Origin of the sequence: Idiomarina ramblicola, assembly GCF_003987255.1 — a bacterium.
GTDB classification, from domain to species: Bacteria; Pseudomonadota; Gammaproteobacteria; order Enterobacterales; family Alteromonadaceae; genus Idiomarina; species Idiomarina ramblicola.
Genome location: NZ_PIQC01000007.1, coordinates 74475 through 86585 on the forward strand (window position 1 = coordinate 74475; position 12111 = coordinate 86585).

The window sequence follows — 12111 nt, forward strand, 5'->3', positions numbered from 1 at the left end:
AGTCGCTTGTGAAGATTAAACGCTTTTTTGCCGAAGATATGCGCCGTGGTTTGCAGCAGGTTAAAGAAACTTTAGGTCCGGATGCTATTATCCTTTCTAATAAGAAGGTAAACGGTGGTATTGAGCTGGTTGCAGCTATTGACCCCGATGCGCAACAGCCACAGCCAATGGCTGAGCAGGCACCGAATGAGCCGGCCGCGTCAAAGACACCAGAAGTGCCGGCAGAGTCTTTGCAAGAGTTGTTACAGCGTCAGGCTCAGGCTGAACAGCCTGCACAAAGCGCCGCTGCACAGGCGCTCGCGGAGCCAGCGCCTCAGCCTGCACAAAGCGCCGCTGCACAGGCGCTCGCGGAGCCAGCGCCTCAGCCTGAACGTAAACCAGAGCCACAAGAGTTCGCCGATTCTCAGTTAAACGACGATATCTTTCCGGAACAAATGAACGCACCAGCAGCGGACGACTCCCAAGCCATTGCTGAACTGCGCTCTCAGGTAAACGGTATTCGTCACTTACTGGAGCATCAGTTAAGTGGTTTGATGAAACAGGAAATGGATCGCGAAGAACCGACTCGGGCTATGCTGATGAATCGGTTGATGGCAATGGGCTTAAGTGAGCGGGTTGCAGACCAGATTGCCTGCTTTATTCCCGAAGGTGGCTCAGATGATGAAGCTTGGGAACAAACTCTGCATTTGTTGGAAGGTCAGTTAAATACGACCTCCGACGATATTTTGACACGCGGCGGTGCGGTTGCTTTAGTCGGCCCAACCGGCGTGGGTAAAACCACTACTATTGCGAAACTGGCTGCTCGTTACGCTCAGCGCCATGGTGCTGATAAAGTGGCATTAATTACGACCGATACTTTCCGTATTGGTGCCAGTGAACAATTACAGACTTACGGCCGTATAATAGGCTGTCCGGTAAAAGTCGCTAAAAATGCACAAGAGCTGGCAGATGCGCTGTTGGCATTACGTCAAAAAAGCCTGATTCTGATCGATACGGCCGGCATGGGCCAAAGAGATAAGCGTCTGAACGAGCAGTTAGGTCAGCTTATCCAGAACTCCCGCTTACGTATTCGTCCTTATTTAGTACTCTCTGCAACCTCACAGAACCAGGTGCTCATGGATGCGGTTAAGCAGTTCAAAACATTACCTTTATCTGGGTGTATTTTTACTAAACTGGACGAGTGTTTGAGTTTAGGGGAAAGTATCAGCGTGGCAATTGAACACGGGTTGCCAATAGGCTACTTAACGAATGGTCAGCAAGTGCCAGAAGACATTCGGGTAGCCGATGCGAACTTTATGGTCGCGGAGGCAGAACGGTTGCTTGATAAAAGCATTTGTTCCTCAGTGCCAGACGTGCCAAAATCGTACTGGAATGCGGCGTTTTCTCGCTGAACGAGCCGATATCATATGAAGCTGTTGTCAATTTAGTCAGAAAAAGAGATACGCCCGATGGATCAAGCAAGCGGTCTGCGAAGAATGAAACAATCAAAAGTAAAAGTGATTGCGGTAACCGGCGGTAAAGGTGGCGTGGGTAAAACCAACGTGTCGCTAAACATGGCTATTGCAATGGCAAAACAGGGCAAGCGAGTATTGGTACTGGATGCCGACTTAGGTTTGGCTAACGTGGATGTCATGTTAGGTCTTCGTGTTGAGCGCAATCTCTCCCATGTGTTGAGTGGTCAATGCGAACTGGAAGATATTCTGATAGAAGGCCCGGCTGGAATAAAAATTGTTCCGGCAACGTCAGGTACTCGCTCTATGGTCGACCTGAGTGAATCTGAACATGCCGGTTTGATTAGAGCGTTCAGCCAATTGCAGGGCAATTACGACGTATTGATTGTTGATACAGCCGCCGGTATCGGCAATACCGTTGTTAGTTTTGCCCGAGCCTCGCAGGATGTGTTGGTTGTGGTTTGTGATGAACCAACATCGATTACCGATGCTTACGCATTAATCAAAGTATTGAGTCGTGAGCAGGGTCTATTTAAATTTAAAGTCGTTGCCAATATGGTGCGCAATATGCGTGACGGGCAAGTACTATTTAATAAGTTAACCAAAGTAACGGATCGGTTTTTAGACGTTGCTTTAGAGCTGGCTGCGATCATACCCTTTGATGAGAATCTGCGTTTGGCTGTTCGAAAACAACAGTCTTTCGTCATGGCTTACCCAAAATCGCCAGCGTCATTAGCGATAAAAGCGCTTGCTAAGAAAGCGATTGATTGGCCTGTTCCAGCACAAGCTGGCGGTCATTTAGAATTTTTCCTTGAACAATTGATAACTTCTGCCGATAACGAGATTACGCGGGATGTTGCCAATGAATAAAGCTGCCGTCTATGCCGCTACTGCTGACAACCGGAATGCGATTATTGAACAGCATACCGGCCTGGTTAAGCGTATTGCACACCACATGATGGCTAGATTACCAGCCAGTGTGCAAGTGGATGATTTGATCCAGGCTGGCATGATTGGCTTATTGGAAGCGGCGCGCAACTTTGATAACAGTAAAGGTGCCAGTTTTGAAACCTTTGCTGGCATTCGCATTCGTGGTGCGATGTTGGATGAAATTCGTCGTGGAGATTGGGCTCCTCGATCAGTACACCGTAATCATCGACGTGTGTTGGAAGCGATTCGTCAGGTCGAAAATGAAACCGGACGTGATGCAAAAGATACGGAAGTTGCTGCGAAACTGAATATGGGAATGGATGAGTACCACCATATTTTGCGGGACGTAAGCTCTGGACGAATTGTTGGTATTGAAGATCTTGGCGTTTCGGAAGATGCGTTAATGCCAGAGCAGGTAACGGGTTCAGCTTATGAGCCACAACGAGATGTTGAGAACGCTGCGTTTCACAAAGCACTGGTTTCAACAATTTCATCGTTACCAGAGCGTGAAGCCTTGGTGCTTTCGTTGTATTATGACGAAGAATTAAATTTGAAAGAGATAGGTGAAGTGCTGAGCGTGAGTGAATCACGTGTCAGTCAGATTCACAGTCAGGCAATGTTGCGACTGAAGTCGCGAATGCAAAATTGGGTTGAATAAACTTTGGTGGTAATCGAGAGCCTCAGTGGAGGGTGCTTTGGATAAAAATATGAAAATTCTTGTTGTGGATGACTTTTCTACAATGAGACGAATCATTAAGAACTTACTTCGTGATCTTGGCTTTACCAACATACAGGAAGCTGATGATGGTAATACGGCATTGCCCATGTTGCAGAACGGTGATTTCGACTTTGTCGTAACCGACTGGAATATGCCGGGTATGCAGGGAATTGACTTGCTGAAGGAAATTCGCAAGGACGATAACCTGGCACATTTACCGGTTCTAATGGTAACGGCTGAAGCCAAACGTGAGCAGATCATTATGGCAGCTCAGGCAGGTGTAAATGGTTATATTGTAAAACCGTTTACCGCCGTAACGTTGAAAGAAAAGCTCGATAAGATTTTCGAACGTATTAGCTAAAGGGCGAATGACTATGTCTGACAACGCCCATGATATTTCTCTGGAGCAAGCTCAGGAGCTCGTAGCCTTGCTTGAAGACGGGAAACAACAACAGGCTAACCAGCTGCTGGAAGATGTCTACAACCGTCGAAATGACAAATTGTTTACCTCTGTAGGCCAGTTAACACGAGATCTCCACGAAGCGCTTCAGGACTTTCAGGTTGACCCTCGTATTGTGCAAATGACACAAGACGAGCTTCCCGATGCGCAAAACCGTTTGCTGTATGTCATTGAAAAAACGGAAGACGCAGCCAATCGCACAATGGATGCGGTAGAAGCTTGTCTGCCCCTGGCTGATGAGATGCATCAGCGGGTGGAGAAAGTCATGCCAGCCTGGAATCGGTTGATGAGTAACGATATTGAGATAAATGAATTCAAGTCTTTATGCCATGAGGTCGATGATGTACTTAAACGCTGTGGTGAAAATATGCCACAAGTGCATGGGTTGATGACTGAAGTGCTCATGGCGCAAGACTTCCAGGATATTACCGGGCAAGTCATTCGTCGCGTGATTCAGTTAGTTGAAGACGTTGAGAAAAATCTGATTGAGTTACTCAAAATATTCGGAAAAGAAGAAGAGCGTCGCAATGAAGCAAAAGCGAGTTCTTCGGCCAAGAAAGATGAAGGGGTTGCTGAAGGCCCAATTATCGATGCTGATCAACGCGATGACGTGGTTGGCGGACAAGACGAAGTGGACGATTTGTTGTCCAGCTTAGGTTTCTAGGAGCATCAGTCGATGAGCTTTGATATGGACGAAGACATTCTGCAGGATTTTTTGATCGAGGCCGGAGAAATCCTCGAACAACTATCTGAACAGTTAGTTGAACTGGAAAACGATCCAAACAACAAAGACCTGTTGAATGCTATTTTCCGTGGTTTCCATACCGTTAAAGGCGGCGCAGGCTTTCTGTCGCTAGGTGCCTTGGTTGATACCTGCCATGGTGCGGAGAATGTGTTCGACACGTTGCGTAATGGTCAACGCAGCGTCACTTCAGATTTGATGGATGTTATTCTGCAGTCGTTAGATACGATTAATGTTCAATTTGCGCAGGTGCGTGCTAAAGAAGAACCTGAAGCGGCATCGCCGGAATTACTGGAGTTGCTCCATAAACTCAGTCAGCCGGAATCGGAAGATGAAGAACCGATAAAAGCGCCGGAACCAGAAGAAGAACCTGCACCAGAAGCTACGAACACCGGCAGCGAAGGTATTGATGAAATTCAGGATGACGAGTTTGAAGCGTTACTGGATGAATTGCATGGTGAAGGCAAGGGACCTGGTAAGCAAGAAGAAAGCGAAGCAGCGGCGGATAAATCTGCGGAAAATGATGACAGTGATGAAATAACTGATGACGAGTTTGAGTCATTACTGGATGAGTTGCATGGTAGTGGCAAAGCGCCTCAAAGTGCTGAAAAAACGCAAGAAAAGCAAAAAGAGCCTACGAAAGACGACGAAATTACGGATGACGAATTTGAGTCATTGCTGGATGAGTTGCACGGCAGTGGCAAAGCGCCAACGCCAAAAGATGATAAGCCAGCCAATGAAACTCCGGTCAAGAAACCAGAGCCAAAACCTGAACCGAAGCCTAAGCCCAAGCCGAAGCCAGAACCTAAGGCAAAATCAGAGGATAAACCTTCGGCAGCTAAAGCAGCTGATAAAAAAGCTGCTGCCCCGGCACCGGCAGCAGCCGAAACAACTGTCCGGGTTGATACTAAGCGCTTAGATGAAATTATGAATATGGTCGGCGAGTTAGTTCTGGTTCGGAACCGTCTACTAAGCCTTAGTAATTCTGAAGAATCAGACAGTGATGAAATGGGTAAAGCCATTTCTAATCTGGATGTTGTTACTGGAGACTTGCAAGGCGCGGTGATGAAGACCCGCATGCAACCCATTAAGAAAGTCTTTGGACGATTCCCCCGGGTTGTGCGGGACTTAGCCCGCAGTTTGAAGAAAGAAATTAATCTTGAGATGTACGGTGAAGACACCGATTTGGACAAAAACCTGGTTGAAGCCCTTGCGGATCCTTTGGTGCACTTGGTTCGTAACTCGGTTGACCACGGTATTGAAATGCCGGATGTACGAGAGGCAAACGGTAAACCGCGTGCGGGAACCGTCACTTTATCGGCTTCTCAGGAAGGCGACCATATCATGTTGTCTATTAAAGACGATGGTGCGGGCATGGACGCAGAGAAGCTGAAAGGGATTGCTATCAGTAAAGGTATTCTGGATACCGATGCTGCTGCGCGCTTAAGCGATGAAGACGCTTATAACTTAATTTTTGCCGCAGGCTTCTCGACCAAAGAAGAAGTTTCGGATATTTCGGGTCGTGGTGTTGGCATGGATGTGGTGAAAACCAAAATTGCTCAACTTAACGGCAGCGTCAAAATTCAGTCTGAGTTAGGTAAAGGTACCGAGCTTCTGATAAAAGTACCGTTAACTTTGGCGATACTGCCAACACTGATGGTTGCTGTAAGAGATCAGACATTCGCCTTACCACTGGCGGTTGTTAGCGAAATTATCGATCTGGATATGAAGCGGACTAATACCGTTGATGGCCAGTTGACCCTGATTGTACGTAACCGCGCCATTCCGCTGTTCTTCTTAGAGAAATGGCTGGTGCGTAATCCTGATGGCTCGAGTCGCAAAGAACAAGGTCATGTGGTGGTTGTGCAAATAGGCAACCAACAAGTTGGTTTTGTGGTGAACGCACTTATTGGTCAGGAAGAAGTGGTTATAAAACCATTAGATAAGTTATTGCAGGGTACGCCGGGAATGGCCGGAGCAACTATTACCAGTGATGGCGGTATTGCTCTGATAGTGGACGTACCAAGCATGCTTAAGTATTACGCAAAACGATAACGGGACAAACCGTTCATGACTGTAAAAGTTCTCGTGGTAGATGACTCGGCGTTTTTCCGACGTCGGGTTACTGAGATTTTAGAAGACAATGCCAACATTAAAGTGATTGGTAGTGCTAATAATGGTGAAGAGGCTGTCGCACAAAGTCGCGCCTTGAAACCGGATGTGATTACCATGGACATCGAAATGCCGGTAATGAACGGCATTGACGCTGTTAAAGCGATAATGAGCAGTAACCCTTGTCCCATTTTGATGTTTAGCTCGCTGACTCACGAAGGCGCAACAGCGACGCTGAATGCGCTGGAAGCCGGTGCAGCTGACTTTCTCCCGAAGAAATTTGAAGATATCGCGCGCAACCGTGACGAAGCGGTGAAAACGCTGCAAGACCGCGTGTTGGCCATTGCTCGTCAGTCCGTTAGCCGCACGCCCACGCGGCCTTCACCAGCACCTGCAATAAAGAAGCCAACAGAACGTCAGGGTGAGCCAACGACAGCGCTTGAGCGTATTCGTCAGCGCAACCAGGAATTACAAAGTCAGCGTGAAAGTGATGCGCGCACCGCTCGGTCTGTTGGTTCAATAACGATTAACCGGGCATATCAAATTTTGGCAATAGGTACCTCAACGGGCGGCCCTGTGGCTCTGCAAAAAATACTGACTCAGCTACCAGCGAATTTCCCCTACCCTATTGTTATGGTTCAGCATATGCCGGCAGCATTCACTAAAGCTTTTGCGCAGCGTCTGAATGGCTTGTGTCAGGTGAATGTGAAAGAAGCAGAAGACGGAGATGTACTCAGAGCTGGCACAGCGTATTTAGCGCCAGGCGGGAAGCAGTTAATGGTAGAAGGACGGTCCGGTAGTGCACGATTACGGGTAAAAGATGATGTCAGTGGACGCATTACTTATAAGCCCAGTGTCGATTTAACGTTTGCCAGTATATCAAAATCCTATATGGGAAAAGTCCTTGGTGTCATTTTAACTGGTATGGGGGCTGATGGCCGTGACGGAGCGCGTATGCTCAAGGAGCAAGGCGCAACAATTTGGGCTCAGGATCAGGCCAGTTGTGTCGTCTATGGTATGCCGCAAGCTGTGACTCAGGCCGGAATTTCAACCCGCAGTATCAGCCTTGACACAATGGCTAAGGCGATTATGAAAGAAGTCGGTTACAGCGGCTTGTAACAGGATGAGTGAATGATCGTATGGACGGTAGCTAATCAAAAGGGTGGGGTCGGTAAGACCACCACAACCGTAGCTCTGGCCGGCCTTCTGGCTGAACAGGGTAAGCGGGTGCTTTGTATTGATACCGATCCCCATGCCTCATTGACTTATTATTTTGGTATTGACTCTGAAGAACTGGAATCCAGTGCGTTTGAAGTCTTTAGTGCCGGTAAAGCAGTCACTGCTGACATAATGCGACGCAGCATTCTGCCAACCGAGTTTAAGAATCTGAGTGTTATGCCTGCCACCATGGCTCTGGCAACGTTGGATCGTAAATTAGGGACGCAGGATGGTATGGGTTTGGTGCTAAAGCGTGGCCTGGCAATGGTGGCCGATGACTTCGACTACGTATTGATTGATGTTCCACCTGTGCTGGGGGTTCTTATGGTGAATGCACTCGCTTGCTGTCAGCGAGTACTGATTCCGGTTCAGACGGAGTTTCTGGCACTTAAGGGTCTGGATCGCATGATGCGGACATTGACACTTATTCATAAATCGCGTGGTGAAAATTACGCTTATACGATCATACCAACGCTTTATGACAAACGAACCAACGCTTCTTTGCAAACCTATAAAAAGCTCATTGCTCGTTATGGGCGTTCAGTGTGGAATGGCATGATTCCGATAGATACCAAATTTCGGGATGCGTCTAATGAGCAACAGCCACCTAGCGTTTACGCGGCGAAGTCGCGTGGCGTATTGGCTTACCAATCATTACTGACCAATTTACAGCAGTTGGCAGCAGGTTGATTATGAACATTAAACGTGACCACAGTGAAGCCGCCATGGCAGAGTACCTCGATGCGTTATTGCTCGAGGAGGAAACGGTTGAGTTTGATAATGAACCGGTTAAGCGGTTGCTCGAACAAGCGGCTCCGAAAATTCAAGCGGTAGCTCAGGAAGAGAGAGTAAGTTTAAACCGTGAACAGGATTTATTACCTTTAGTTTCTGTAAAAGCGGACGATAGCTATAAAGAGCCGGACGTTGAAACCGTTCAGAAAACGGAAACAGAAATAGACAGCTTAGAAGTTGAAGAAGTCGAAGCTGACATCGCAGAAGAGACCGAAACGGTAAGGCAAGCGACAACGTCGGAACAAGTTGAAGTGCCCGAAGAGTCCTTGCCAGATGCTATGTCTGAGTACATGGAGCATGACTTCCAGGCGTTGTTTTTTAAGGTGGCAGGATTAACACTGGCGGTACCATTAAAAAGCCTGGGTGGTATTCATCAACTGGGTAAGATCAGTCCCTTAATGGGAAAACCTAAATGGTTTCGCGGTATTATGACTGAGCGGGATAATAAACTTCAGGTGGTTGATACCGCACGTTGGGTCATGCCGGAAAAGTGTACACCAGAGCTGGAAGAGAGCCTGGACTATCAGTATTTGATAACACTGAATGACAGTCCCTGGGGATTGTTGTGTGAAGAACTGGTGACCAGCGAACCACTGCAGCCACAATCGATTCAGTGGCGTAAAGAGACGAATAATAAGCGACCCTGGCTTGCCGGGGTTGTCCGTGACAGAATGTGTGCATTGCTCGATGTTAACGCATTGATTACACTTCTGGATAAAGGTCTGGGACATATCCAGCAGGATTAATAACGCATGGCGGAGTAATACATGAGTAAAGACAATCGCGCTATCAAGAATGAAACTGACGTTGATAGTAATGACGAAGTTCTGCAGTGGGTCACTTTCCAACTGGAACAGGAAACTTACGGTATCAATGTAATGCAGGTTCAGGAAGTTTTGCGTTACAGTGAAATTGCTCCAGTACCGGGTGCACCGAGTTATGTTTTAGGTATTATTAACTTGCGCGGTAACGTTGTGACGGTTATTGACACTCGCCTGCGTTTTGGTTTGCAGACAACAGAAGTGACAGATAACTCTCGTATCGTGATCATCGAGTCTGAACAGCAGGTGATTGGAATACTTGTTGATAGCGTCGCTGAGGTTGTCTATCTGAAAACCTCAGAAATTGACAGTGCGCCAAACGTAGGCACTGACGAAAGCGCGCGCTTTATTCAGGGGGTCAGTAACCGCGATGACGAGCTGCTTATTTTAGTCGACCTGGATAAGATGCTGACCGATGAAGAGTGGGATGAAATTTCCCGCCTGGGTTAAATGATGACGAATTGGTTATTTGTTATTTCGGCGCTGGCTCTTGGGCTGGCGCTTATTGCTTTAGTGGCGGTGGTTATCACTTCACGGCGACAGGCTGAGCTGATTGAACGCCAACAGCAACGTTTGCTTATGCTGACGGAAACCGCCAGTGAAGTTTTGTCGCTACGAGATCAGTTCAAACAGCAGCCTGACCCCTCATCTAAAGTCGATTATGCCCAGCAGCAAGTTGTTGCTCAGCTACAACAGCAGGTCGCCCAATTAAACGATGAGCAACAACAGTTGCAGCAGAAACTGCAGGAAGTGTCTGAGCAGGACCCTGGCAGTAAATTGTACCAACGAGCAGCTAAATTGGTTGCCAGTGGCGCTAGTGTAGAAGAACTCATGCAAGAGTGCGACTTACCGCAGGCTGAAGCGGAACTGCTTATTTCGTTACATAAAAAGGGCGCTTAGCCACTTCTTAACCTTCTTCCCATTGTCTTGGAAACTTGCCATCCAGTAAGTACGCGAAAGCGATAATCTCAGCGATAATAATGTAAAGCTCTCTTGGAATTTCATCGCCAACATTCAGTTTTGCCAGTGAATCCGACAATAAAGGATCTTCGTGCACTAACACGCCGTACTCTTTGGCGACCGCGATAATCTCTTCAGCAAGCTCATCAAACCCCCGGGCGATAACTTTTGGTGCATTGAAACCGTCGTAAGACAGACCGATAGCTTGCTTTTCCTTTTTATCACTCATACTGTCACCCGAATGATACCGCTGTGTTGTTGTGCCAGATTATCCGGAATTTTCCCCTGCTGCACTCTCAGTTTAACGCCGTTAACCTCTAATTCCTCCAGTCTTTTTTCCAGTTTTTCTACGTTGCTCTCGACAACCTTCTGTGCCGCTTTTGTTTCTGTGTAGAAGTCAATTGACGAGCCGTGTGGATGATAGCGTCCTTTGACCAGCAGCGGACCCGTGCTGTCCAGCTCAAACCGCAAAGTAAACAACCATAAGGTCCGGCCATTGTTCTCTTTATTACTGTTGTCCTCTTCCCTACGAATAAGAAGCTCGTGCTGTTGAGGCTTTTGAGAGTCAGCAGGTAACAGTATGTAATATTCCGGCTGTTGAGGTGCAGAATCTTGCAATCTGGCCTGACTATTCTGGGCTGAATTAAGCATACCGGTAAAAAGTTGTAATAGCCGCTGTAACTGCTGCTGAGGTAACTGTTGTAACAAAGCGTTTATTCTTTCCCTGACCTCGCCTGAATTTTCAGGCGCCGGATTGAGTACTTGCTGGATCAGCGCCTGAGTAAACTGAGTAGGTAACGTTCTGGGTGCAGATTGACTGGTTGTTGTTTCGGGCTTCTGCATGGCCAGACCTAATAAGGTCATTAGCATTTGCCCCAGCCCTCCCATTTGCTGGCTCGGTTGTGCACTGACAGGGCGTGCCGCAAACCAGTCACTGACCCAGCTTTGCAACGCTTGTGGGCGTTGCATAGATTCAGCTGCGGGCATCTGTTGCAATACCTTAATTAACAGTTGTTGCAGGGCTTTAGGCGGAGATTGCATCGCCTCCCGGGCGGCATCAGCAGATAATCGATTTGGTGCTTGCTGGGCTCCTTCAACGGGGGCGGTTGAAGAGGGTTTTGGTTTGATGTTTTCAGGAATGAAATTTTGTAGTACTTGTTGAAATTGCTTCGGTGTTATTTGCTGAGCCTGCTTTATTGCCAGCCCACTAGCCACTGGAGTCGACAGTTTCTGCGCTGGTTGAGCGGGAGTATTCGTTTGAGAAATTGGTTGTGCATTGAGTTTCGTCGCGTTTGCCAAAGGTGTTGATGATTGTGAAGACGGTAAAGGTGGCGACGGCACGGTTGCAACTCGTCCCTGTTCAACAAAGGCTTTAACCAGCTTCGCTGGCAACTGAGTTAATGGCACCTCTGCCACCGCAACAGGTTTTGCATTGCCTGCGTTAAGACTTAATTGTACAACCGGCAGTTTCGGATCCGGCAGGCTAACCGTTAGTTGCAGTTTGGCGGGGGCAGCCAACTGAGGCTGCATATTTTTGGGTGGATTAGGCCACTGCCAGTTATTTCCCTGAATACGTGGTGGTTGCTGACCTTTAGCCGGCTCGTAAGTTATCGGTAAACTGATTTGAACCAATAGCTTTGAGAGTAATTTTGCGGTGTTTGGTTGAATAGTAGGTGTACTACTTCCAGGCGTCGGGTTTATCTGGTTTGGTTGGCTTATCTGGGGGGACCCGGTTGATAAACTACTAGCACTAGAAGTGTTAGTTGTACTCGTAAAAATTCGCATCAGGCTGGATAATTGCTGCTGTTCGGCGCGAGCTAAGGTTCGTTCCGGAGACGCCATCATTTGTTGTAATAGTTGCTTAATATCAGCCATGCGCTTTACCTAATTTTTATGGTAGAATCTTG

13 protein-coding genes are annotated in these 12111 nt (G+C 47.6%); 11 read left to right on the forward strand and 2 right to left on the reverse strand.

From position 1 onward, the window contains the following. Positions 1 to 8: 8 nt before the first annotated feature. Genes flhF through CWI78_RS10070 form a run of 11 tightly spaced genes read left to right on the forward strand, consistent with a single transcriptional unit; the run spans position 9 to position 10144 of the window. A complete protein-coding gene (gene flhF, locus CWI78_RS10020) occupies positions 9 to 1391 on the forward strand; it encodes a flagellar biosynthesis GTPase FlhF (RefSeq protein ID WP_126782666.1) in 1383 nt (460 codons plus the stop codon). A gap of 57 nt (positions 1392 to 1448) precedes the next feature. Continuing rightward, entirely contained in the window at positions 1449 to 2321 is an 873-nt protein-coding gene (locus CWI78_RS10025; protein WP_126782667.1) for a MinD/ParA family protein, read from the forward strand. Beyond that, positions 2314 to 3039: an RNA polymerase sigma factor FliA gene (locus tag CWI78_RS10030; RefSeq protein WP_054486787.1), complete on the forward strand. Its 726-nt coding sequence runs from the start codon at positions 2314 to 2316 to the stop codon at positions 3037 to 3039. The genes CWI78_RS10025 and CWI78_RS10030 overlap by 8 nt, the downstream gene beginning before the upstream one ends. A 37-nt stretch (positions 3040 to 3076) precedes the next feature. Next, positions 3077 to 3460: a chemotaxis response regulator CheY gene (gene cheY, locus CWI78_RS10035; protein WP_126782668.1), complete on the forward strand. Its 384-nt coding sequence runs from the start codon at positions 3077 to 3079 to the stop codon at positions 3458 to 3460. A gap of 13 nt (positions 3461 to 3473) precedes the next feature. Then, positions 3474 to 4223, forward strand: coding sequence for a protein phosphatase CheZ (locus CWI78_RS10040; protein ID WP_126782669.1), 750 nt, complete (start codon positions 3474 to 3476; stop codon positions 4221 to 4223). Positions 4224 to 4235: 12 nt separating this feature from the next. Continuing rightward, positions 4236 to 6356: a chemotaxis protein CheA gene (locus CWI78_RS10045; protein ID WP_126782670.1), complete on the forward strand. Its 2121-nt coding sequence runs from the start codon at positions 4236 to 4238 to the stop codon at positions 6354 to 6356. A 15-nt stretch (positions 6357 to 6371) separates the two neighbouring features. Beyond that, complete coding sequence (locus tag CWI78_RS10050) at positions 6372 to 7532, forward strand: protein-glutamate methylesterase/protein-glutamine glutaminase (protein WP_126782671.1); 1161 nt, start codon at positions 6372 to 6374, stop codon at positions 7530 to 7532. Positions 7533 to 7544: 12 nt separating this feature from the next. Next, positions 7545 to 8321, forward strand: coding sequence for a ParA family protein (locus tag CWI78_RS10055; RefSeq protein ID WP_126782672.1), 777 nt, complete (start codon positions 7545 to 7547; stop codon positions 8319 to 8321). Between the two features lie 2 nt (positions 8322 to 8323). Next, a complete protein-coding gene (locus tag CWI78_RS10060; RefSeq protein ID WP_126782673.1) occupies positions 8324 to 9169 on the forward strand; it encodes a chemotaxis protein CheW in 846 nt (281 codons plus the stop codon). Between the two features lie 21 nt (positions 9170 to 9190). After that, positions 9191 to 9694, forward strand: a complete 504-nt coding sequence (locus tag CWI78_RS10065) for a chemotaxis protein CheW (RefSeq protein WP_126782674.1) — start codon at positions 9191 to 9193, stop codon at positions 9692 to 9694. 3 nt (positions 9695 to 9697) lie between these two features. Then, positions 9698 to 10144, forward strand: coding sequence for a DUF2802 domain-containing protein (locus CWI78_RS10070; protein ID WP_244213114.1), 447 nt, complete (start codon positions 9698 to 9700; stop codon positions 10142 to 10144). Positions 10145 to 10151: 7 nt separating this feature from the next. Here CWI78_RS10070 and CWI78_RS10075 read toward each other — a convergent pair whose 3' ends face one another. Both CWI78_RS10075 and CWI78_RS10080 read right to left on the reverse strand, forming a co-directional pair. Then, positions 10152 to 10433, reverse strand: a complete 282-nt coding sequence (locus CWI78_RS10075) for an EscU/YscU/HrcU family type III secretion system export apparatus switch protein (protein WP_126782676.1) — start codon at positions 10431 to 10433, stop codon at positions 10152 to 10154. After that, positions 10430 to 12079 carry a YML083C domain-containing protein gene (locus tag CWI78_RS10080; protein WP_126782677.1) on the reverse strand — a complete coding sequence of 550 codons (1650 nt, stop codon included), beginning with the start codon at positions 12077 to 12079 and terminating at the stop codon, positions 10430 to 10432. Before CWI78_RS10080 ends, CWI78_RS10075 begins: the two co-directional genes overlap by 4 nt. Positions 12080 to 12111: the final 32 nt, after the last annotated feature.